The following is a 22,439-nucleotide window of genomic DNA, read 5'->3' on the forward strand; positions in this document are numbered from 1 at the left end:
CCTCCCGATAGACTGCCGCGCAGCTTACGCCGATCGCGCAGGGGTGGGCACAATTTTGCGCGATTGGTTGCGTTGTGCCGGATTGTGAAGCGGCAAGCGTTAATTCACGTCAGCGTCAGCTAATTCACGGGCCAGCCGGGCGGTGAAGTCGGCGACGTGGACCGGACTGTCCAGCGCGAACAGCGCGGCGGTGGCCCTGTCGCCGTCGTCGTTGTGCCGCACCACAATTGGGATCCCATCGTGGTGCACCGCATCGAAGGCGTCCTCGTCGGTGATGTCATCGCCGAGATAGATCGGCACCAGCGGTACCGACCCGCCGTCGGTCAAGTGCTCGATCACCCATCGCAGTGTCTTGCCCTTGTCCCAGTCGAGATCCGGACGCAGCTCGATGACTTCGCGCCCGGTCGTCACCCGCAACGCGTCGCGCCGGCCGGCCGTGCGCACCGCCGCAGCCACCTCCCCGACCCGGTCGCGGGCCGCGTTGCGATAGTGCACTGCCACGCCAAAACGCTTGTGTTCCACCACGACACCATCGATGGAGCCGAGTCGCTCGCGCAGCTGCCCCGCGGCTTCTTCGAGCACCGGGATGGCCGCCGCGGCGTCTTCGTTCTGATGATGAGTGCCGTCGGGTGCGGTCAGTTCGAATCCATGGCTGCCGGCGTACCAGATTCCGGGCAGACCCACTCGCTCGACGACGTCGGTCAGGTCGCGCCCGCTGAGCACCGCGACCGGGCACCGCGTCGCCAGTTCCCGCAGCGCCTCTGTCGTACCGGGCGCCGGCCGGGCCGCGTCGGGATCGTTGACGATGTCCGAGAGGGTCCCGTCGAAGTCGAAGAACACCGCGGGCCGCCGGACCGAGAAGTCGTCGGCCAGGCTGACGGACTGCAATGCATCCGGCAACTCCGACATCCGCCGGTCGCCGGTGCGCGCGTCGATCTCGTCGACGCCGGAGATGACCGCGTCTGCATCGTCGGACGCGGCGCCGACGGCGATCACCAGCGCGAAACCGGCGGCGCGGGCGGCCGTGACGCCGGACTCGCCCGCTGCGACGACGGCACAACGGCCCGAGCGCACCCCCAACCGTTGGGCGGCTTCGATCGCGGCGTCACCATTGGATGTGAAGACGCCGGTGCGCACGTGGATGTCGTGCAGACGGTCCGACACGGTGTCGGTGCCGGGCAGTGTGGCGTCGAACAAGACGGCATCGATGCGTCGCGGGTCGATGGTGACCGACATGCACCCACCTTCTCACGGTGGACCGCCGAGGGGTCAGCGGCGGCGCGCTCGCACCGGCACCGCCGAGGGCCGCGGCACCCGGCGCGCCGGCACCCGGCCCGGACGCTTGCGCCGACGGTCGAAAGGCAGCACCGAGTCCTGACCGAGCGCAAGCAGCCGCGCCATGCCCAGTTCGATCCCGCCGGCAAGCCGCGCGAGGTCGGCTGCGGTGTGGTAGTCGGCGATGAGACCGAACACCAGCTCGTCGGCGTAGCCGATCACCGAGATCCTGGTGCTGAACTCGGGTGCGGTCGGCGGGATCGGCAACAATCGCTCCAGTTGTCGGCCCATCAACCGCAGCCGTTCCCGCGGTCCGAAGGCATGGATGGCCAGCGTGACGGTGTGTTGTCCGGGCGGCCGTATCAAGGACTGAACAGCCTTGGCGCACAACTTGAATGGCGAGGGGAACGGCTGGCTGGCCCGGTTCGGTTCCGGGCGCACTGCCCGCAGTTGCCGCAACGGGTCCTCGTGGTCGACCGGCAGGAAGGGCAAGACTGCACCGACCGTGCGCACCGAGTCCGAGCGGGGCTGGTGGCCGTGCTGGACCAGCACGCCGCGAAAGCCCTCGGTGATGGCCGCGACCGCGACCTCGTCGGCGCTCACCCCGAACTTGCGGGCCATCCGGTCCACGGCGGCGCGAGGAACCCGCACCGCGCGGTAATGCCGAAGGGTGTTCACCGGGCCGGCCGGTTCGGGCCACGTCATCACCGTGGCCGCGGCGCTGACGGCGGCTTTCGCGATGTCCAGTGGGGTCTGCATCAGGGTGTGCACCCAGCTTGGCCTATCGGCGCCAGGGTCCGAATCCCGTTGTCCGGCAACGGTATCGGCGAATGCTTCGCTGTCAGCCTCGTCACAGAGCCGCGCCAGCAGGTGGGCCGGCGGGATGGCGTGGGCGATGCTGTGGTCGACCTTCATCAAGATCGCCCATCGATTGCCCTCGAGGCGTTCGATGACCCAGCACTCCCAGCGCGGTCCGTTCACGTCGAGGGGACGCTCGAGCGCGTGGGCGATGGCCCGGAACAGTGCTGCGTCGTCACCGGGCTGCGGCAGGGCTACCCGGTGGACCTGCCCGGGCCCGTCGAAGCCCAGCTGGATCCGTTCGGCCAGCAAATTCCTGATCAACTCGTGGCCGGGTTTGGATCCGGCGATGACGGCAACCGCACCGGTTGCCATGCCTGCGTGTCGGTCGCGTTCTGGAGTCCTGAAGGACCCCGCCTCCGAAGTCGTCGTTCCTGCCATGCCCAGTCCCCACCGTGTTTGTTCAAGTTGTACCAGTATCCGGGTGGGTCATGCGCATCGACAGAACGGTCAGGTTAAGAGTGTGTTGTCCAGTTGAAGATGCGTTTAACTGCGACGATGTGCCGCTGAGGCTATTGGCCGCAAATTGTTTCAATAGCGTTCCGAAGCTGTTCCGATGACGAACACAGACCGGTGGGTGCGCGTTCGCACATCGAACAGACGTTCGATACACTGGCGTCATGGGGTGGCACAACGGCCCGCCGAGTTGGGCCGAAATGGAGCGGGTTCTCGATAGCAAGCCGCGTCATGCCGGGATGCCCGCTCCGTTCGGTCCTCCCGAAGATGGTCCGCTGTCGCTCAAACGGGAAGCGTATTCAGCAAAAACACACGGACAACGACACCGTTCCTCCGTGGCGTACGCCGAGTTGCATGCGCATTCTGCATACAGCTTTCTGGACGGGGCCAGCACCCCGGAGGAACTGGCCGAGGAGGCCGCCCGGCTGGACCTGCGCGCGCTGGCGCTGACCGACCACGACGGGCTGTACGGGGCGGTGCGGTTCGCCGAAGCCGCGGGTGAACTCGGTGTGCGCACGGTATTCGGCGCCGAGCTGTCGCTGTCGTCGGTGGCGCGCACCGAGCGACCGGACCCGGCCGGCCCGCATCTGTTGGTGCTGGCACGGGGACCCGAAGGGTACCGGCGGTTGTCCCGGCAACTTGCCGTCGCGCATCTGGCCGGTGGTGAGAAAGGCAAACTGCGCTACGATTTCGACGCACTGACCGAGGCGGCCGGCGGGCACTGGCATATTCTGACCGGCTGCCGCAAAGGGCATGTGCGACAGGCGCTTTCCGAAGGTGGCCCGGAATCGGCGCGGCGGGCGCTGGCCGATCTGGTGGATCGGTTCGGCGCCGGCCGGGTCAGCATCGAGCTGACCCATCACGGTCAACCGCTCGACGACGAACGCAACGCGATGCTGGCCGGACTGGCGCCGCATTTCGGCGTCGGCGTCGTCGCCACCACCGGGGCGCACTTCGCCCATCCATCCCGTCGGCGATTGGCCATGGCCATGGGTGCGATCCGGGCCCGGCAGTCTCTGGACGCGGCCGCCGGCTGGCTGGCTCCGCTCGGTGGTTCGCATCTGCGCTCGGGTGAGGAGATGGCGCGGCTTTTCGCGCAGTGCCCCGAGGCGGTGACCGCGGCCGCCGAACTCGGCGAGCAGTGTGCGTTCGGCCTCGCGCTGATCGCACCGCAGCTGCCGCCGTTCGACGTCCCCGACGGGCACACCGAGGACAGCTGGTTGCGTGCGTTGACCATGGTGGGCGCGACCGACCGCTACGGGCCGGCCGGGCGGGCGGCGAAAGCCTACGACCAGATCGAGCACGAACTCAAAGTCATTGCCCAGCTGCGGTTCCCGGGCTACTTCCTGGTGGTCGACGACATCACCCGGTTCTGCCGGCGCAACGACATCCTGTGCCAGGGCAGGGGATCGGCGGCCAATTCCGCGGTGTGCTACGCCCTCGGAGTGACCGCCGTCGACCCGATAGCCAACGACTTGTTGTTCGAACGCTTTCTGTCGCCCGCCCGCGACGGCCCCCCCGACATCGACATCGACATCGAGTCCGACCAGCGCGAGAAAGTCATCCAGTACGTCTACGACAAGTACGGCCGGGACTATGCCGCCCAGGTCGCCAATGTCATCACCTACCGGCCGCGCAGCGCGGTGCGCGACATGGCCCGCGCCCTGGGTTTCTCGCAGGGCCAACAGGACGCGTGGAGTAAGCAGATCAGCCATTGGTCCGGGCAGCCCGTCGACATCGAAGGCATCCCGGAAGGAGTGGTCGACCTGGCCAACCAGATCCGGAACCTGCCTCGGCACATGGGCATTCATTCCGGTGGCATGGTGATCTGTGACCGTCCGATCGCCGACGTGTGCCCGGTGGAGTGGGCGCGCATGGAAAACCGAAGTGTCCTGCAGTGGGACAAAGACGACTGTGCGGCAATAGGTTTGGTCAAGTTCGACCTGCTGGGGCTGGGCATGCTGTCGGCGCTGCACTATGCGCGGGATCTGGTGGCCGAGCACAAAGGCATCGAGGTGGACTTCGCCCGGCTCGACCTCTCCGAGCCGGCGGTCTACGAGATGTTGTCGCGGGCCGATTCGGTGGGGGTGTTCCAGGTGGAGTCTCGGGCACAGATGGCCACGCTGCCGCGGCTGCGGCCCCGGATCTTCTACGACCTGGTGGTGGAGGTGGCGCTGATCCGTCCCGGTCCCATCCAGGGCAATTCGGTGCATCCGTACATCAAGCGCCGCAACGGCATCGAGCCGGTGGTCTACGACCATCCGTCCATGGAGTCGGCATTACGAAAGACGCTGGGAGTGCCGCTCTTTCAAGAACAACTGATGCAGCTGGCGGTCGACTGCGCCGGCTTCACCGCCGCCGAGGCCGACCAGTTGCGGCGCGCCATGGGGTCCAAGCGCTCCACCGAACGCATGCGCCGGCTCCGCGGCCGGTTCTACGACGGCATGCGCACCCTGCACGGCGCCGACGACGAGCTGATCGACCGGATCTACGAGAAACTGGAGGCGTTCGCCAACTTCGGCTTCCCGGAAAGCCACGCGCTGTCGTTTGCGTCGCTGGTGTTCTACTCGTCCTGGTTCAAGCTGCATCACCCGGCGGCGTTCTGCGCGGCGTTGCTGCGTGCCCAGCCGATGGGTTTCTACTCGCCGCAGTCGCTGGTGGCTGATGCGCGACGGCACGGGGTGCTGGTGCACGGCCCGTGTGTCAACGCCAGCCTGGCATTCGCCACGCTGGAGAACGCGGGCATGGAAGTGCGTCTCGGGCTGGGGGCGGTCCGCCATATCGGTGACGAACTGGCCGAAAAGCTGGCCGAGGAGCGAAAGACCAACGGCCCGTTCGCCTCTCTGCTGGACCTGACGTCCCGGTTGCAGTTGAGCGTGCCGCAGACCGAGGCGTTGGCGACGGCGGGGGCGCTGGGTTGCTTCGGGATGTCCCGGCGCGAGGCGCTGTGGGCGGCCGGTGCTGCGGCCACCCAACGGCCGGACCGGCTGCCGGGGGTGGGGTCGTCGTCGCACGTTCCGGCGCTGCCCGGGATGAGCGAGCTGGAACTGGCCGCCGCCGACGTGTGGGCCACCGGGGTCTCCCCGGACAGTTATCCGACGCAGTTCCTGCGGGCCGACCTGGACGCAATGGGGGTGGTGCCGGCGGTGGAGTTGGGATTGGTGCCCGACGGTGACCGGGTGCTGATCGCCGGTGCGGTGACCCACCGGCAGCGCCCCGGGACCGCTCAGGGGGTGACGTTCGTCAACCTCGAAGACGAGACCGGCATGGTCAACGTGTTGTGCACGCCGGGAGTGTGGGCCCGGCACCGCAAACTGGCGCAGACGGCACCGGCGTTGGTGATCCGCGGCCAGGTCCAAAACGCCAGCGGCGCAATCACCGTGGTCGCCGAGCGGATGGGTCGCATCACGCTGGCGGTGGCCTCGAAGTCCCGCGACTTCCGTTGATGCGCTCGCGGGTCAGTGAGCGGGCACGGCGCGGACCACTCTCCGCGCCGAACGTGTAACCACTGCGAAAAATCGCCGAATTTTTCGCAGCCACAACACGTTCGGCGTAGGGTCCGGCCGGCAGGTAGCCTCCAGAGCATGGCCTTGAACCTGACCGTCGATGAAGTCCTCAGCACCACCCGCTCGGTCCGCAAACGCCTCGACTTCGAAAAACCAGTGCCGCCCGAGGTGCTGATGCAATGCCTCGAACTAGCGTTGCAGGCCCCGACCGGTTCCAATTCGCAAGGCTGGCAATGGGTTTTCGTCGAGGACCCGGACAAGAAGAAGGCAATCGCCGACGTCTACCTGGCCAGGGCCCGCGACTACCTCAGCTCCCCGGCCCCCGAATACGACGACACCCGCGGCGAGCGGATGGGGCGGGTGCGCGATTCGGCGCGGTACCTCGCCGAGCACATGCACGAGGCGCCGGTGCTGCTCATCCCGTGCATCGAGGGCCGCGAAGCCAAGTCGCAGCTGGGCGGGGTGTCGTTCTGGGCGTCACTGTTCCCGGCGGTGTGGAGCTTCTGCCTGGCGTTGCGTTCGCGCGGGCTGGGCTCGTGCTGGACCACCCTGCACCTGTTCGACGGCGGCGAACGCGAGGTGGCCGACGTTCTCGGCATCCCCTACGACCAATACAGCCAGGGCGGTTTGTTCCCGATCGCCTACACCAAAGGCACCGACTTCCGGCCGGCCAAGCGTCTTCCTGCCGAGAGCCTGACGCACTGGAACAGCTGGTAGCCCGAACCTAGATCGCCCCGGGGTAACCCTGCTGGCGCCACGCCTCGTAGACGGCGACGGCCGCAGCGTTCGACAGGTTCAGCGAACGCCGTCCGGCCAGCATCGGGATGCGCACCTGCTGGGTGATGTGCGGATCGGCGAGGGTCGCCGCGTCCAGGCCGGTGGGTTCGGGTCCGAACATCAGCACGTCGCCGGGCCGGTAGTCGACGCCGGCGAACGGCGACGTCGCTTGCGCGGTGAAGGCGAACACCCGCTCCGGTGCCAACGCCTCCCACGCCCACTCGAGCGAAGCGTGGACCGTGACCGAGGCCAGGTCGTGGTAGTCCAGCCCGGCGCGCCGCAGTTTGGGTTCGGACAGGTCGAAACCCAGCGGCTCGACCAGATGCAGTTCGCAGCCTGTCGCGGCCGCCGTCCGGATGGCATTGCCCGTATTCGGGGCAATACGAGGCGAATAGAACAGCAGCCGGAACATGGGGTCGATCATGGCAAAGTCCGCGAGCGGCCCGGCCGAAAATCCTGTCGTTTCCGCATTCCCTCCAATTGGGTAAACAACGCCTGTCAATCGGGTTCTAGGTGAAAGGGCGGCAAATGGCTCATGAGGGCGGGCGTTGGGACGTAGGTGCCAAAAAGGGCGAGGTGTACATCGCTCGCATCTCCGAAGAAGACGAGGCGCTGTTCGAAGATCTGATAGCACCCGACGAGGCTCGCAATCTGGTCGACCTGCTGACGAAGTACGCCGACAAGGCCGATGAGTATGACGAAGACGATGACGACGACGACGATGACGATGACGACGATGACGATGATGACGAAGACGATGACAAGGACTCCAAGGACGACTGATCGCGACGACCAGTCACACCGGCGACAGTTCTGCCCGCAGCCCGGCGACGCGTTCCTGCGCGCGCCGGGCAACCGCGGGACGTAATAAGGCACGAGCGGTCAGAATGACCGCCTTCGGCAGCTGGGCCACCACCAGCAGCGATCAGGAACAAAGCCGGTCCGCCGACCCTGGTGCGCGGAGGCGGAACGATGCCGTCTCGAGCGGCTGAACGCGCGTCCGGTTCGGTCACCTGAGAGGTTTCCAAGAAGTCTTTTAGAACTCTTCAAGCCCCCTGCAGAAATCTCGGTACCAGCAAGTGGAATGCCGAACCCGGGGGAGCCGAAGATGAGCGTCGAATCCGTGCAAGTGACCAACACCTACCCGCACGCCGACAGCCGCTACGAGAACGTCGAAGCGACCGTCACCTTCGCCGTCGACCCGACCCACCTGGCCAACCAGCGCATCGTCGACCTCGAGCTGGCTCCCCGCGACGCCGACGGCCTGGTCCGCTACGAAGCCGACCTGCGCCTGATCCGCCCGGTGAACGGCGGCAACGGCAAGTTGCTGTTCGTCGTCCCCAACCGTGGTCTGCCGACCAACGCCCCCTGGTTGAAGGGCGGCTTCCTGCTCGACCGCGGCTGGACCATCGCCTCGTGCGGCTGGCAGTGGGACGTGCAGCGCGGGCCGGCCGTCCTGGGCCTGACCGCCCCCCAAGCCGAAGTCGAGCCCGGCTTCATGCGCCTGGAATGGCGCTCGGACACTACGAAAGACGACCACGTGCTGAGCTTCACCGCACCCGAGATCGAGTCGATCCCCGGCGCCGACGTGCTGTTCAAGTTCACCGACTACCCGACCGTCGACGTCGACGACCCCGAGGCCGTGCTGACCGTGCGCACCGCACCCGACGCCGAGCCGACCGTCGTCCCCCGGGACACCTGGCGCTTCACCGACCAGACCCACGTCGCCGTGGACGGCGGCTTCCAGCCCTTCCACTGGTACGAGCTGACCTACCGGACCGCGCTGGCTCCGGTCGCCGGCACCGGTCTGCTGGCCATTCGGGATATCGTCTCCCACCTGCGCGCCGACGGCATCGAGCACACCTTCGCCTACGGCGTCTCCCAGGCCGGCCGGCTGCTGCGCCAGTTCGTCTCCGACGGCCTCAACGTCGACGAGGCCGGACTGCCGGTCTTCGACGGCATCTTCAGCGACTTCGCCAGCGCCGCCCGCGGCCAGTTCAACCAGCGTTACGCGCAGCCGTCGACCCCCGGCGGCAGCGGGCGCGGCACCGCCGACCCATTCGGCAACGCCGACCTGCTCGCCGTGCAGCGCCAACTCGGCGGGGTGCCGAAGACCATCTTCACCAACAGCGCCACCGAGTACTGGCAGGGCGACGGCGCACTGGTCCACGTCGACCCGCACACCGGCCAGGACCTGCCCGAGGACCCCGACGTCCGCACCTACCTGCTGGCCGGCACCGACCACTTCGGCAGCAGCAAGATCAAGAACGCGCTGCCCGCCGCCAACCCGGTGCACCAGCTCGACGTCACCCCGGTCACCCGGGCACTGCTCGTCGCACTGGAGAACTGGGTCGTCGACGGCATCGAGCCTCCCGCCAGCGCCGTGCCGCGGACCAGCGACGGCACCGCCGTCGCCCGCAAGGACGTGCTGTCGCACTTCGGGTACGCCAACGTCCCTTCGCCGGCCTGGTTGCCGTCGGCGCGTCGCGGCCAGTCCCACGTCGACCTGGTGTCGGCGGTCGACGCGGACGGCAACGAGGTGGCCGGGATCCGGCTGCCGGCCGTCGCCGCGCCGCTCGCGGTCTACACCGGTTGGAATGCCCGCCGGTACACCGAGGAGCTGCCCGACGTGCTCTACGAGCGGATCGGCAGCAAGCTGGCCTTCGCGCCGGGACGGCCGTCGGTCGCCGAGCGCTACCCGACCAGCGGCGACTATGCCACCGCAGTCCGCGCCGCCGCGGAAGACCTTGTGGTGCAACGGTTCTTGCTGTCCGAGGAGGTTGACTCGGTGGTCAAGAAAGCGGTGTCCGGTTACCCCGTCGGCTGATGGACAGCTAACTACTGCGTAACGATTGTGGAGACCTCGGCTGCAGGCTGCCATACTCGTCGGATCGCCACGCATCACGTTCGCGGCTATCTGTCGGCGAATAAGCAGCAGGAAGTTCGATGACTCTCTCGTTTCACGCGACGCCGCTTGAAGGCGCGATCACGTGACCATGTTCGCCCGCCCGACTCACCCGGTCGCGGCGGCACCCGCCACCCCGGCGCCGGCCAGACGGCCGGGGGCTTGGTCGCTGCGCAACTGGCCGGTGCGGTGGAAGGTGTTCGCGATCGCCCTGGTGCCGCTGCTGTTGGCGACGGTGTTCGGGGCGCTGCGGGTCGAGAGCGCCCTTTCCCGCTCCAGCGGCCTGCGGCTGGCCGCGGCCCGGGCCGACGTGATCCCGACGATCACCAAGTACATGTCCGCGCTCGACGTCGCGCTGCTGGCCGGTTCTACCGGACGCGACGTGGAAGGGGCGAAGAAGAACTTCGCCTCGCGTAAGAACGAGTTGCAGACCCGCCTGGCCGGCACCGACGTTCTCCCCGACGTCCGCACCGCGGTCGACACGCTGCTCAACAGTGGGCAGACACTGCTGGACAAGACACTGGACAACAGCATCAGCCTGCGCGACCGGATCACCACCTACGCCCCGCTGCTGCTGACCGCCGAGGACGCCATCAACGCCTCGGTCCGCGCGGACAGCGAGCAGATCCGGTCGCAGGTGCAGGGCCTGAGCCGGGCCGTGGGCGCCCGCGGCCAGATGACTCTGCAGCAGATCCTGGTGACCCGCGGCGCCGACCTGCCCGAACCTCAGCTGCGCACCGCGATGATCACGCTGGCCGGCACCGAGCCGTCGACCCTGTTCGGGATGAGCGAGGTGCTCGGCGCCGGCTCTCCGGACGCCAAGAACCTGCAGCAGCAGATGGTCACCCGGATGGCGATGCTGTCCGACCCGGCCAGCGAACTCGTCGACAATCAGGACCTGCTGCGCTCGATACAGACCACGCAGGGAATCGCCGAACAGATCATCACCAACACCACCGCCGAGGTGACGAAGTCGGTGCAGGCCCAGGCCGACGACCGGCGCGCGACGGCGGTCCGTGACGCCGTGCTGGTGCTGGCCGCCATCGCGATCGCGCTGCTGGTCGTGCTGCTGATGGCGCGGGCGCTGGTCAAGCCGCTGCGGTTGCTGCGCGATGGCGCGCTGAAGGTCGCCCACACCGACCTCGAAGGCGAGATCGAGCGGGTCCGCGCCGGCGGTGAACCGATCCCCGAACCGCTGGCGGTGTACACCACCGAGGAGATCGGCCAGGTTGCGCACGCGGTCGACGAACTGCACACCCAGGCGCTGCTGCTGGCCGGTGACGAGGCCCGGCTGCGGTTGCTGGTCAACGACATGTTCGAGACGATGTCGCGCCGCAGCCGCTCCCTGGTCGACCAGCAGCTGGCGCTGATCGACCGGCTGGAACGCGACGAAGAGGACCCCGAGCGGCTCGACAACCTGTTCCGGCTGGATCACCTGGCCGCCCGGCTGCGCCGCAACAGCGCCAACCTGCTGGTCCTGGCCGACGCGCAGATCACCCGCGACCAGCGCGACCCGGTGCCGCTGTCGACGGTGATCAACGCCGCGGTGTCCGAGGTCGAGGACTACCGCCGGGTCGAGACGGGCGCCGTGCCGGACTGCACGGTGCTCGGCACCGCCGCCGGCGGCGTCATCCATTTGCTCGCCGAGCTGATCGACAACGCGCTGCGTTACTCGCCGCCGAACACACCGGTCAAGGTGTCTGCCGTGCGGGGCAGCGAGGGCGGTGTGCTGCTGCGTATCGCCGACTCCGGGCTGGGGATGACGGACTCCGACCGGCGGATGGCGAACATGCGGTTGCAGCCCGGCGGCACGCCGGAGCCCACCCCGGAGAACGCGCGGCACATGGGCCTGTTCGTGGTGGGCCGGTTGGCCGCCCGGCACGGTGTCCGGGTGGGACTGCGTGGTCCGGCGAGCGGCGAAACGGGCGGCACCACCGCCGAGGTGTATCTGCCGGTGACGGTGCTGGTCGGCGGGCAGCCACCGGAACCGCCGCAGCGGCAATTCTTCAAGGTGAGTCCGCCCCCCGAGCCGGCGGCCCCGGCGGCCTCGCCCGTCCCCGCCGGTGGGCAAGCGGTGACTTCGCTGCCGCGTCGCAGTCCCGGGTCCAGCGGCATCACCGCCGGCGGCCCGGTCGCCACCCCGGAGCCGGAACCCAAGCAGAAGCGTCCGTTGCCGACGCCGTGGTGGGAGAAGGGATCCCAGCCGGCACCGGCCGAGCCGGCACCGCCCACCACGACGGCCTCGGACACCTCGGCGTTCTTCGCCCGGCGTCCCGCACCGCCGGCCGCGTCGCCCCCCAAGCCGGCGCCGCCGGACCTCAAGCCGTCGGGACCCGATGACGACGACGTGATCTACCAGCGGATGCTGTCGGAGATCATGGGCGACCCACACGACCTGGTCCGAAGCCCCGACCTGGATTGGCAGACGGTATGGGACCGCGGCTGGACGGCGGCCGCCGAAGCCGAGGACAAGCCGGTCGAGTCGCGCACCGAGTCCGGGTTGCCGATGCGCACCCCGGGAGCCCGGCTGGTGCCGGGAGCGGCCGACGACGACCAGCCCCGACAACCGGCGTCCAACGGCGGATCGCACCCGGGTCGCGACCCCGACGCGGTCCGGGCCAGCATCGGCAGCCACTTCAGCGGAGTTCGTGCCGGACGAGAGCACGCCCCGGAGGAAGGGGCCGATCCGCAATGACCGTCCAATCCTCCTACAGCCCGCTGGACTGGTTGGTGTCGAAGTTCGTGCGCGAGGTCCCCGGTGTGGCGCACGCGCTGCTGGTGTCCGTCGACGGGCTGCCGCTTGCGGCCAGCGAGCACCTCCCGCGCGAACGGGCCGACCAACTCGCCGCGGTGGCATCGGGACTGGCCAGCCTGGCCACCGGCGCCGCGCAGCTGTTCGAAGGCGGGCAGGTGCTGCAGTCGGTGGTGGAGATGCAGCACGGCTTCCTGCTGTTGATGCGCGTCGGCGACGGCTCGCATCTGGCGACGCTGGCCATGCCGAACTGTGACATCGGCCAGATCGGCTACGAGATGGCCATTCTTGTCGAACAGGTGGGCAACGTCGTGCAGTCCGCCCGCCGCGCCGAGCCCGAGCCGCGATGGACCGACGCGAACCACCGCTGAGCCCGAACCTGGTCCGCCCGTACACTTTGACGGCCGGACGCACCGGCACCGACGTCGACCTTCCGTTGGAGGCGCCGGTGCAGACGGTGCAGGCCGGTGAGGCGTCGCCCTGGGGGGCCGACGATGTGCGCGGCAGGATCATCGGGCTGTGCGCGGGTAGCCCGTCGGTTGCCGAAGTGTCGGCGCGGCTGGATTTGCCGGTCGGTGTTGCGCGCGTCCTGATCGGGGATCTGGTCGGCGCCGGTTACCTTCGGGTGCACAGGACCTTGACCGACCGCTCCACCCGCGATGAACGGCACGAACTCATAGGAAGGACGCTGCGTGGCCTCCGAGCACTCTGAACCGCACGGCACCGCGTCGACGAAGATCGTCATCGCGGGCGGGTTCGGGGCCGGCAAGACCACGTTCGTCGGGTCGGTCTCGGAGATCATGCCGCTGCGGACCGAGGCGATGGTGACCGACGCCTCGGCGGGCGTCGACATGATCGAGGCCACCCCCGACAAACGCACCACCACCGTCGCGATGGATTTCGGTCGCATCACGCTGGCCGAGGACTTGGTGCTGTATTTGTTCGGCACGCCCGGTCAGCGCCGGTTCTGGTTCATGTGGGACGACCTGGTGCGCGGTGCGATCGGGGCGATTGTGCTGGTCGACTGCCGGCGATTGCAGGACAGCTTCGCCGCCGTCGACTTCTTCGAGCACCGGCGGCTGCCGTTCCTGGTCGCGGTCAACGAGTTCGACGGTGCGCCAAGGTATCCCGTGGGTGAGGTGCGCAAGGCGCTGACCCTGCCCGAGCACATCCCGGTGATTTCCGTCGACGCCCGCAACCGCAGGTCGGCCACCGACGCGCTGATCGCGGTGAGCGAGTACGCACTGGCCAGCCTGGCCAGCTGACTGTTGGCCGAGCAGACGCAAAAGCCCCTAAAAAGTGCGGTTTTCGGGGGCTTTTGCGTCTGCTCGCGCAGGGAAAGCTAGCGCAGGGGAAGGCTAGCGCCGCTTGAGGCGGATCCTCCACCACACGATGAAGCTGTAGATGATGCACAGCAGCGCCAGCATCGCCATGTCGAATAGCCAGGTGCCCGGATTGTGTTTCCAGTGCGAGTCCTTCGGCTTGACCGGACCCGGTACCAGCTTCTCGATGTTGACCGTCGACGACGACGCCGAATAACCCCACCGCGCGGGGGTGGCCCACGACAGCTGGTCGAGCAGGAACCGGTCGGTCACCCAGATCATTCCGCCGGAGAACACCAGCTGCGACATGATCGCCAACACCAGCATCGGCATGATCTGGTCTTGCGATTTCGCCAACGCCGACAGCGCCAAGCCCAGAATCGCCGAGGCCACGCAGGTCGCGGCGACCGTCACGAACAGCTCGATGCCGACATTGCCCAGTAGCACAGCGTCGGTGGGCGGATAGCCCCAGCCGACCAGCGTGATGATCGTCGCGATCGCAGCCTGAACGATCGCGAACCCGCTGAACACAGCGATCTTGGCGCCCAGATAGGCCCCCGTGGACAGGCCGACCGCCTGTTCGCGATTGAAGATCGGACGCTCGCCGACCAGGTCGCGGATCGTCAGCGCGACGCCCATGAAAACAGCGCCGACGTTGAGCATCACCAGGATCTGCCCCGGCTGGTCGGGGTTGCTGCTCACCGCCTCGGCAATGCCGAACCCGGTCTCGCCGCGCACGGTCATGGCGAGGATCCCGATCAAGAACGGCAGAACCGCCAGGAAGACCGTGTATCCGCGGTCGGAGATCACCAGCCGCACCTGGCGGCGGGCGATGGTGGAGAACTGGTGCAAGGCACTGGTGTGCACCGGTTCACCCAGGTCGGCCGGGCTGCTCTTGGCGGCCGGTTGCGGCCCCCCCGCGTTTTCGGCAAGGAACCGGCGGTTGGCCTCGTCCGGGTCGGCGCCCACTTTGGTGAAAATGTCGGCCCAGTTAGTGGTGCCCATGGCCGCGCCGATCTGATCGGGCGGGCCCAGGAATGCGGTTTTGCCGCCGGGGGCGAGCAACAGGATCTGATCGCAGACGTCCAGGTAGGAGACCGAGTGCGTGACCACCAGCACCACGCGACCGGCGTCGGCCAGCTGGCGCAGCATCATCATCACCTGGCGGTCCAGCGCCGGGTCCAGACCCGAGGTCGGCTCGTCGAGAATCAGCAGCGACGGTCCGGTGAGCAGCTCCAGCGCCACCGACGCACGCTTGCGCTGACCGCCCGAGAGCTTGTCCACCCGGGTCTCGGCGTGCTTGGTCAACTCGAGCTCCTCGAGGACCTGGGCGACCACCTGCGCGCGGTCACCCTTGCTGGTGTCGGGCGGGAGCCGCAGCTCGGCGGCGTAGCCGAGGGCCTGGTTGACGGTGAGCTGCCGATGCACGACGTCGTCCTGGGGGACCATGCCGACCCGGCTGCGCAACGAGGCGTACTCCCCGTGGACGTCGTGGCCCTCGAAGGTCACGCTGCCGGTGCTGGGGCTGGTGTAGCCGGCGATCACCCGCGACAGCGTGGTCTTGCCGGCGCCGGACCCGCCGATGATGGCGGTCAGCGTGCCGGGGCGGGCGGTCAGCGAGATGTGGTCGAGCAGTTGCTTGCCGCCCTCGACGGTGAACGTGACGGAGTTGACCTCCAGCCCGCCGGACCGGGTGGCCGCTGCGGTGCGGCGTACCAGGGTGCCGCCGGCGAACACCAGGTCGACGTTTCCGATGGTGACCACGTCACCTTCGGACAGGATGGCCGACCCGACCCGCACCCCGTTGACGAACGTGCCGTTGACGCTTTGGTTGTCGCGGATCTCCGCACCCAGCGGAGTCAGGGTCAGGAAGGCGTGCTGCCGGGACGCGAGGACGTCCTGGATGACGATGTCGTTGTCGGTGGAGCGGCCGATGGTGACCGACCCGGCGGGCTTGGCGTGTGACCCCGTCCGCGTCAGCAGGGCCTGGAACATCTTGGTCGCGATGTTGCCGGCGTCGGGCGGCTTGGCGCCGATCGGCGGCCCGGGGCGCGGAGGCGGCTGTCGCGGTGGCGCATGCGGGAAATTCGGCGACGACGGCGGCGGCCCGCTGACCGGGTAGCCGGGCGGGGCCCACGGCTGGCCGCTGCTGGGGTACATGGGCTGCCCCGGCGGCGGGGGAGGGGGCCCACCGGGCTGCGGCCGCGGCGGCGGGGCGCCCCGACTGGGCAGCCGCGAGGTTGGTGGTGCTGCTCCGGAAGGCGGACCCGGCGGTCCGGCCGGCCAGCCCCCGGACGGGCCCGCCACGGCGGGGATGCGCATCGACTCGGTTTGCGGTGGGCGCCCGGCCGGTCCGCGGTGCCGTCCGACCTCGAAGATCAGCAGGGGACCGTCCGGGTTTCCGATGTTGACGCCCTGACCGTCCTGGATGTCCACGACCGGCACTCGGCGGCCGTTGGCGTACGTGCCGTTCAGGGAGTTGTTGTCGATCGCCAGCCAACGGCCCTGGTCGAAGCGCAGCAGCAGGTGGGCGCGCGAGATCAGCGGATGGGTGATGCGCAGGTCGGCGCGCAGATCGCGGCCCACCACCACGTCGTGTCCGGCTGCAAAGGTGCGCTCCGAACCGTCATGACGGACGGTCAGCGCTGGCGGGACGGGCGGAGACATTGGTGACAACCTTAGCCGGTAGGCCCGGAGTCACTCCCTGTCCGGCGCGCCGGTCAGCACACAGCGGGTGCGGGTGTAGATGGTCGGCATGCACTGATTGCAGTGCGTGCATGCGGACCGGACGGCCGCGCCGTCGCGCGCGATCTTGTTGATCAGGTCCGGCTCGGCCAGCAGCGCCCGACCCATCGCGACGAAGTCGAAGCCCTCCGCCATGGCCAGGTCCATGGTGTCCCGGTTGGTGATGCCGCCGAGCAGGATCAGCGGCATCTTCAACTCGGCGCGGAACAGTTTGGCCTCATTGAGCAGATACGCCTCTTTGTACGGATACTCGCGCAGGAACTTCTTGCCGGTCATGCGCATGCCCCAGCGCATCGGCGGCTTGAAGGCGCCGGCGAACTGCTTGATCGGAGCGTCGCCGCGGAACAGGTACATCGGGTTGACCAGCGAACTGCCGGCGGTCAGCTCGATCGCGTCCAGGCCACCGTCTTCTTCGAGCCATTTGGCGGTGGTGACCGCCTCCTCGTTGCTGATCCCGCCGCGGACGCCGTCGGACATGTTGATTTTGGCGGTCACCGCGATCTGCCGCGGACCCTGATCCACCGCACGGCGCACCGCCATCACCACTCCGCGGGCTACCTTGGCTCGGTTGGCCAGCGAGCCACCGAATTCGTCGGTGCGCCGATTGATCAGCGGCGACAGGAACGAACTCGCCAGATAGTTGTGACCCAGATGGATCTCGACCGCGTCGAACCCGGCCTCGACGGCAAACCGCGCGGCCTTGGCGTGGTCGGCGAGCACGTCGTCGATGTCGTCGGCGTTTGCCTTGCGGGCGAATCGCATCCCGATCGGATTGAAGAACCGCACCGGAGCCAGGGCGGTGGCCTGGTTGGACTTGGCGTTGGCGACCGGCCCGGCGTGGCCGATCTGCGCGCTGATCGCGGCTCCTTCAGCGTGAATCGCGTCGGTGAGCTTGCGCAACCCGGGCACCGCCTCGGGACGCATCCACAGGCCGTTGCCTTCGGTGCGTCCGCCGGGGGAGACCGCGCAGTAGGCGACCGTGGTCATGCCGACCCCGCCGGCTGCGGGCAGGCGGTGGTACTCGATCAGGTCGTCGGTCACCAGTGCGTCGGGTGTGCGGGCTTCGAAGGTCGCGGCCTTGATAATGCGGTTGCGCAGCGTCACCGGACCCAGCTTGGCGGGGCTGAACACATCTGGGGCAGCAGACATAGAGGGAGCCTATCGGCGATCGCAAGCGCGGCGAAGCCGGGCGAGGCGGGTCGCCGCCATTGGGCACAGCGGCGATCGCAAGCGCGGCGAAGCCGGGCGAGGCGGGTCGCCGCCATCGGGCACAGCGGCGATCGCAAGCGCGGCGCTGCCGGGCGCCACCGCACCCCGGCGAACGTGCGAGACTGTCAGCCGTGGGCGCAATCACGCTGGACGGCAAGGCCACCCGTGACGAGATCTTGTCCGACCTCACCACGCGAGTGGCGGCTCTGAAATCGTCGGGCCGTACGCCTGGCCTCGGCACCATCCTGGTCGGGGAGGATCCCGGCTCCCAGGCTTACGTGCGTGGCAAGCACACCGACTGTGCCAAGGTGGGCATCACCTCGATCCGCCGCGACCTGCCCGCCGACATCTCCACCGAGACGCTCAACGAGACCATCGACGAGCTGAACGCCAACCCGGACTGCACCGGCTACATAGTGCAGCTGCCACTGCCCAAGCATCTGGACGAGAACGCCGCGCTCGAGCGCGTCGACCCGGACAAGGACGCCGACGGCCTGCACCCCACCAACCTGGGTCGCCTGGTGTTGAACACCCCGGCGTCGCTGCCGTGCACCCCGCGCGGCATCGTGCACCTGCTGCGCCGCTACGACGTCGAGATCGCCGGCGCTCATGTGGTGGTCATCGGCCGCGGCGTGACGGTCGGGCGGCCGTTGGGCCTGCTACTCACCCGCCGTTCCGAGAATGCGACAGTCACGTTGTGCCACACCGGAACCCGCGATCTGGGCGCGCTGACCAGGCAGGCCGACATCATCGTGGCCGGTGTCGGGGTGCCGCATCTGCTGACCGCGGACATGGTGCGTCCCGGCGCGGCCGTCGTCGACGTCGGAGTCAGTCGGGTGGACGGCAAGCTCACCGGCGACGTGCATCCCGACGTCTGGGAAGTGGCCGGTCACGTGTCGCCCAACCCCGGCGGCGTCGGTCCCCTGACCCGAGCGTTCCTGCTGACCAACGTCGTCGAGTCAGCCGAACAGCAATGACCGTCCGGGCCATTCTGGCGCGCGCGGCCCGCGCCCAGTGGCCGATCCTGCTCGTCGGGTTGATCTTCCTGGTGGCGTTCGTGCTGGCGGGGGCGAACTTCTGGCGCCGCGGCGCGCTGCTGATCGGCATCGGCGTCGGGGTGGGCGCCGCGCTGCGGCTGGCGCTGCCCGAGGAACGGGCCGGACTGCTGGTGGTGCGCAGTCGGGGAACCGATTTCCTGACGACCGCGTCGGTCGGTGCCGCGATGGTCTACATCGCGTGGACGATCGACCCGCTGGGTACCGGTTAGCGCAGCAGCTCAGGACCCGGGCAGACCCGGTATGGCGCCCAGACCCGGGATGCCGCCGGCCAGGCCGGGTATCGCCGAGGCGCCCGGAAGCTGTTGCAGCCCAGCCAGATTGCCGCTGGCGACGTCAGCCATCACCGACGGGCAGTACATCTGGATCGCGATGGTGGTGAACATGCTGGCCATCTCCGGCGACATGCCGTTGCTGCCCCGGATGCGCGTGGCGGCCGCGGCGAAGTTGCCGCCCGGTTGAACCAGCATCGGGCAGACCGATTGCCCCAGAGCTTCGGCGTCGATCGGGTCTCCGACGTTGACACCGGCGTTGGTCAACGCGGTGATGAAGGCGTCGTCGACGGGACTTGCCTCGGCCGGTGCGGCGAACGCCGCCGCCGCAGTCAGCATCCCCGCGGCGCCCGTCAACAGACGAACCGACAACGGTTGGTGGCGCAAAGGGTTCATGTGGTCTCCTCTTGGTGTGTCCAGAACCTTTCTCTACGGCGGTCTCATTCGGGACACGATGGCGTAAAGGTTTGGTCCGGTCGGCGTTTCGCGTTCGGTAACAACACGATCGGATCACGCTGTGCCGCGACACGTTGGCGGACAACCACATTGGCTACCGGCGCGACTGACAATGCGGTCCATGATCTCTCGCCAGGCTTTTCTTCGGGGCGCCGCCGGAGCGTTGGCGACCTCCGCGCTGTTCCCGACGAGGGCATGGGCCGAGCCGACGGGCGCGTGGAGCGGGTTGGCCACCTCGATCGGTGGCAGGGTGCTGCTGCCGGCCGACGGTGCCTCCTTCACCACCGGTAAGCAGGTGTTCAACTCCAACTACGACGCCGCGAACCCGGCGGCGGTGGTGGTGGTCACCTCCCAGCAGGACGTCGAGAAGGCGGTCGCGTTCGCGGCGGCCAACAGGCTCAAGGTCGCACCCCGCGGCGGCGGCCACTCCTATATCGGGGCGTCGAACGCGAACGGGGCCATGGTGCTCGACCTGCGCGGCCTGCAGGGCGGAGTGAACGTCGACAACGGCGCCGGCACCGTGACGGTGCCGGCGGGAACCCAGCTCTACGCGATACAGCAGGCTTTGGCCGGCGCGGGCCGGGCGATACCGGCCGGCAGTTGTCCTACCGTCGGGGTGGGGGGTTTGACGTTGGGCGGCGGGATGGGCGCGGATTCCCGCCACGCCGGCCTGACCGCCGATGCATTGCGGTCGGCCACGGTGGTGTTGCCCAACGGGCAGACCGTCACCGCTTCCGCCGAAGACCACCCGGATTTGTTCTGGGCGCTGCGCGGCGGCGGTGGCGGCAATTTCGGGGTGACGACGTCGCTGACGTTCACGATGTTCCCGACCTCCGATTCCGATGTGGTGCGCGTCGACTTCGCGCCGTCGGCCGGCGCGCAGGTGCTCACCGGCTGGCAGACATGGCTTTCCGCTGCCGATCGCAACACCTGGGGCTTGGTCGACCTCTCGGTCAACGGGGCGCAGGGCAATTGTCATGTGCTGGCGACCTGCCCGGCGGGCACCGGCCAGGCCGTTGCCGATGCCATCAAGTCCGCGGTCGGCGCCGCGCCCACGGCGGCCGAGCACAAAACGCTGAGCCACATGGAGCTGGTGACCTATCTGGCCGGTGGCAGCGCGACGAGTTCGCCGCGCGGCTTCGTGGCCGGATCCGACGTGATCGGAACCCTCAATTCGGCTGCGGCGCAGGCAATTGTCGGTGCACTCGGCAAATGGCCGGCCGAAGGCGGTCGTGCCTCGGTGATCGTCGACACGCTGTCCGGAGCCGTGGGCGACGTCGACGCGACGGCGACGGCCTTCCCGTGGCGCAGCGCAGCCGCCGTCGCGCAGTGGTATGTGGAGAACGGGAACGGCCAGACGTCGACGTCCAGTACCTGGGTGGCGACCGCGCACCAAACGGTGAAGCAGTATTCGGTCGGGGGCTACGTCAATTATCTGGAGGCCAACACCTCGGCGTCACGGTATTTCGGGTCGAACCTGGCGCGGCTCAGCGCTGTTCGTCAACAGTACGACCCGAATCACGTCATGTACTCCGGGCTCGACTTTTAACTTCGCGTTTAGCTCCACCCGCTCCGGCCGCCGAGAGTGGATTCCACGACGCGACACGCCGCGGTGGCGTCGCCGGACGCACACTCGCCGGGGAAGGCTGGTCAGGAGATAAGCAGCAGAGTGGCAGTCGCGAGCATGACGGCGGCGGTGAGACCGTGGACGCCCACCGCGATCGACTTGGAGCCGCCGTGGCGGAGCACGATGAGCGCGTCGGCCAACGGAATGATCGTGGCGGCCAGGATCATCCAGCCGAGCAGGTGCGTGGCGCCCGCGGCGATCATGATGAAGACGAAAATCCCCCACGCGATGTCGCGGATCCCCTTGACGCTCAGGTAGGCGTCAGTGGATCGATCGGCTTGCACGCCGTAGCCGGCGGCAGCCACGCGCGGCGCGACGATGAATCGTGCACCGATGAAGACGATGCCCACGCCGATGAGTCCGGCGAGCGTATAGCCGATGGTTGCGGTCATGCCGAGAGCTCCTGCGCCGAAAATAGTGAGTCAAGCAGCACCGATTGGACGTCGACGATCTCCTCGACATCGAACCCGGCCATGTCGGCGGTGAACTCCGGGCTGGCCATGACCTGCCGAGTGAGTTGTTCGGGTTCGGCGCCAGGTGGATAGCGGATCAGCGCGACGAGTCGATTCGCGCCGCCGGTTCGCTCCGACCACACGCCGTGCGTAGTGATGCCGAAAGTCCGGAAGGTGGGCAGGTGCCGAGCCCAGTGAACCGTGGCGTACCGCCGCAGCGCTTCGGGTGAGCGCAGGGTGTAAATCCTCAGTTGCAACATCAGGCCGCCAGCACCACGCACAGAGCGGCCAGCGCCAGACCCTGCAGCACAGCGCGGGCGCCGATGACGCGGTCCCAACTTGCCTGCAGCGCCCGTCCGTTCGTCAGCTGGCGCCCGGCATCGGCTGCCGCGGTGAGCTGCTTGTTCAGCGGTGCGCTCACCCGCAGGTAGACCACCAGCCAGATGGACAGCGACAGTACGGCGGTGGCCGCCGCGATCGCGTGCGTCCAATGTGCGCTTGCTGCCGCCAGCACTGCGCTGACCAGGGCGGCGAGCAGGCCGAGCACTCCAGGTACCGGCATGCGCCGGTCCCCGTAGCGGTGCACGCTCCCCATCACCGTGACCAGGGCGTTGTCGCCGATCGATGCCAACGCCGGGCGCATAACCGTCGCGCAGAACACGTCAGTGCCGTAGACGACGGCGTTAGCCAGCACCGCGATCAGCGCGGCGAAGCGGGTGAGGTCAAGGGCCATGTAGTTACTCCCGTCAGACGAACTGCTAGCAATGCTAAC

The 22,439-nt window shown here is 68.4% G+C and carries 20 protein-coding genes; 11 read left to right on the forward strand and 9 right to left on the reverse strand.

All coding sequences use genetic code 11. The features are described 5' to 3' along the window. Positions 1-99 precede the first annotated feature (99 nt). Positions 100-1,236, reverse strand: a complete 1,137-nt coding sequence (otsB, locus tag AC5Y47_RS02295; RefSeq protein ID WP_499941588.1) for a trehalose-phosphatase — start codon at positions 1,234-1,236, stop codon at positions 100-102. 33 nt (positions 1,237-1,269) lie between these two features. Next, entirely contained in the window at positions 1,270-2,514 is a 1,245-nt protein-coding gene (locus tag AC5Y47_RS02300) for a wax ester/triacylglycerol synthase domain-containing protein (RefSeq protein ID WP_499941589.1), read from the reverse strand. 239 nt (positions 2,515-2,753) lie between these two features. Here AC5Y47_RS02300 and AC5Y47_RS02305 point away from each other — a divergent pair, with 239 nt between their 5' ends. Together AC5Y47_RS02305 and AC5Y47_RS02310 are read left to right on the forward strand one after the other, a co-directional pair. Next, entirely contained in the window at positions 2,754-6,035 is a 3,282-nt protein-coding gene (locus AC5Y47_RS02305) for an error-prone DNA polymerase (protein ID WP_499941591.1), read from the forward strand. A 138-nt stretch (positions 6,036-6,173) separates the two neighbouring features. After that, a complete protein-coding gene (locus tag AC5Y47_RS02310; RefSeq protein WP_499941593.1) occupies positions 6,174-6,812 on the forward strand; it encodes a nitroreductase family protein in 639 nt (212 codons plus the stop codon). 7 nt (positions 6,813-6,819) lie between these two features. On the opposite strand, the gene AC5Y47_RS02315 is transcribed toward AC5Y47_RS02310, so the two are convergent. Further along, positions 6,820-7,284 (reverse strand): tRNA (cytidine(34)-2'-O)-methyltransferase, encoded by a 465-nt coding sequence (locus tag AC5Y47_RS02315; RefSeq protein WP_499941887.1) that lies wholly within the window; start codon positions 7,282-7,284, stop codon positions 6,820-6,822. 116 nt (positions 7,285-7,400) lie between these two features. Here AC5Y47_RS02315 and AC5Y47_RS02320 point away from each other — a divergent pair, with 116 nt between their 5' ends. From AC5Y47_RS02320 to AC5Y47_RS02345, 6 genes are all read left to right on the forward strand, one after another. Further along, positions 7,401-7,655, forward strand: a complete 255-nt coding sequence (locus AC5Y47_RS02320) for a hypothetical protein (RefSeq protein ID WP_499941594.1) — start codon at positions 7,401-7,403, stop codon at positions 7,653-7,655. 325 nt (positions 7,656-7,980) lie between these two features. Further along, positions 7,981-9,699 (forward strand): alpha/beta hydrolase domain-containing protein, encoded by a 1,719-nt coding sequence (locus tag AC5Y47_RS02325; RefSeq protein ID WP_499941596.1) that lies wholly within the window; start codon positions 7,981-7,983, stop codon positions 9,697-9,699. Positions 9,700-9,862: 163 nt separating this feature from the next. Beyond that, the gene (locus AC5Y47_RS02330; protein WP_499941598.1) at positions 9,863-12,472 is read left to right on the forward strand and encodes a sensor histidine kinase; all 2,610 of its coding nucleotides are present in this window, start codon (positions 9,863-9,865) and stop codon (positions 12,470-12,472) included. Then, positions 12,469-12,900, forward strand: coding sequence for a roadblock/LC7 domain-containing protein (locus tag AC5Y47_RS02335; RefSeq protein ID WP_499941599.1), 432 nt, complete (start codon positions 12,469-12,471; stop codon positions 12,898-12,900). The genes AC5Y47_RS02330 and AC5Y47_RS02335 overlap by 4 nt, the downstream gene beginning before the upstream one ends. Next, the gene (locus AC5Y47_RS02340; RefSeq protein WP_499941601.1) at positions 12,876-13,241 is read left to right on the forward strand and encodes a DUF742 domain-containing protein; all 366 of its coding nucleotides are present in this window, start codon (positions 12,876-12,878) and stop codon (positions 13,239-13,241) included. The genes AC5Y47_RS02335 and AC5Y47_RS02340 overlap by 25 nt, the downstream gene beginning before the upstream one ends. Continuing rightward, positions 13,222-13,794 (forward strand): GTP-binding protein, encoded by a 573-nt coding sequence (locus AC5Y47_RS02345; protein ID WP_499941602.1) that lies wholly within the window; start codon positions 13,222-13,224, stop codon positions 13,792-13,794. The genes AC5Y47_RS02340 and AC5Y47_RS02345 overlap by 20 nt, the downstream gene beginning before the upstream one ends. Positions 13,795-13,887: 93 nt before the next feature. On the opposite strand, the gene AC5Y47_RS02350 is transcribed toward AC5Y47_RS02345, so the two are convergent. Both AC5Y47_RS02350 and AC5Y47_RS02355 read right to left on the reverse strand, forming a co-directional pair. Beyond that, entirely contained in the window at positions 13,888-16,518 is a 2,631-nt protein-coding gene (locus tag AC5Y47_RS02350) for an FHA domain-containing protein (RefSeq protein WP_499941604.1), read from the reverse strand. A gap of 30 nt (positions 16,519-16,548) precedes the next feature. Then, positions 16,549-17,745, reverse strand: a complete 1,197-nt coding sequence (locus tag AC5Y47_RS02355) for an NADH:flavin oxidoreductase (RefSeq protein ID WP_499941606.1) — start codon at positions 17,743-17,745, stop codon at positions 16,549-16,551. Between the two features lie 191 nt (positions 17,746-17,936). Here AC5Y47_RS02355 and AC5Y47_RS02360 point away from each other — a divergent pair, with 191 nt between their 5' ends. Together AC5Y47_RS02360 and AC5Y47_RS02365 are read left to right on the forward strand one after the other, a co-directional pair. Continuing rightward, on the forward strand, positions 17,937-18,782 hold the full coding sequence (locus tag AC5Y47_RS02360; RefSeq protein WP_499941608.1) for a bifunctional methylenetetrahydrofolate dehydrogenase/methenyltetrahydrofolate cyclohydrolase: 846 nt from the start codon (positions 17,937-17,939) through the stop codon (positions 18,780-18,782). Beyond that, positions 18,779-19,072: a DUF3017 domain-containing protein gene (locus AC5Y47_RS02365; RefSeq protein WP_499941610.1), complete on the forward strand. Its 294-nt coding sequence runs from the start codon at positions 18,779-18,781 to the stop codon at positions 19,070-19,072. Before AC5Y47_RS02360 ends, AC5Y47_RS02365 begins: the two co-directional genes overlap by 4 nt. Before the next feature lie 9 nt (positions 19,073-19,081). On the opposite strand, the gene AC5Y47_RS02370 is transcribed toward AC5Y47_RS02365, so the two are convergent. Further along, entirely contained in the window at positions 19,082-19,528 is a 447-nt protein-coding gene (locus tag AC5Y47_RS02370) for a DUF732 domain-containing protein (RefSeq protein ID WP_499941612.1), read from the reverse strand. 172 nt (positions 19,529-19,700) lie between these two features. Between AC5Y47_RS02370 and AC5Y47_RS02375 the strand changes: the two genes are divergently transcribed. Continuing rightward, positions 19,701-21,137 carry an FAD-dependent oxidoreductase gene (locus AC5Y47_RS02375; RefSeq protein ID WP_499941613.1) on the forward strand — a complete coding sequence of 479 codons (1,437 nt, stop codon included), beginning with the start codon at positions 19,701-19,703 and terminating at the stop codon, positions 21,135-21,137. 101 nt (positions 21,138-21,238) lie between these two features. On the opposite strand, the gene AC5Y47_RS02380 is transcribed toward AC5Y47_RS02375, so the two are convergent. Genes AC5Y47_RS02380 through AC5Y47_RS02390 form a run of 3 tightly spaced genes read right to left on the reverse strand, consistent with a single transcriptional unit; the run spans position 21,239 to position 22,400 of the window. Next, positions 21,239-21,607 carry a DUF4267 domain-containing protein gene (locus AC5Y47_RS02380; RefSeq protein WP_499941615.1) on the reverse strand — a complete coding sequence of 123 codons (369 nt, stop codon included), beginning with the start codon at positions 21,605-21,607 and terminating at the stop codon, positions 21,239-21,241. Then, a complete protein-coding gene (locus tag AC5Y47_RS02385) occupies positions 21,604-21,927 on the reverse strand; it encodes an NIPSNAP family protein (RefSeq protein WP_499941617.1) in 324 nt (107 codons plus the stop codon). The genes AC5Y47_RS02380 and AC5Y47_RS02385 overlap by 4 nt, the downstream gene beginning before the upstream one ends. After that, positions 21,927-22,400: a DUF1772 domain-containing protein gene (locus AC5Y47_RS02390; protein WP_499941619.1), complete on the reverse strand. Its 474-nt coding sequence runs from the start codon at positions 22,398-22,400 to the stop codon at positions 21,927-21,929. The genes AC5Y47_RS02385 and AC5Y47_RS02390 overlap by 1 nt, the downstream gene beginning before the upstream one ends. Positions 22,401-22,439 lie beyond the last annotated feature (39 nt).

This window comes from Mycobacterium sp. NGS22, assembly GCF_059813095.1.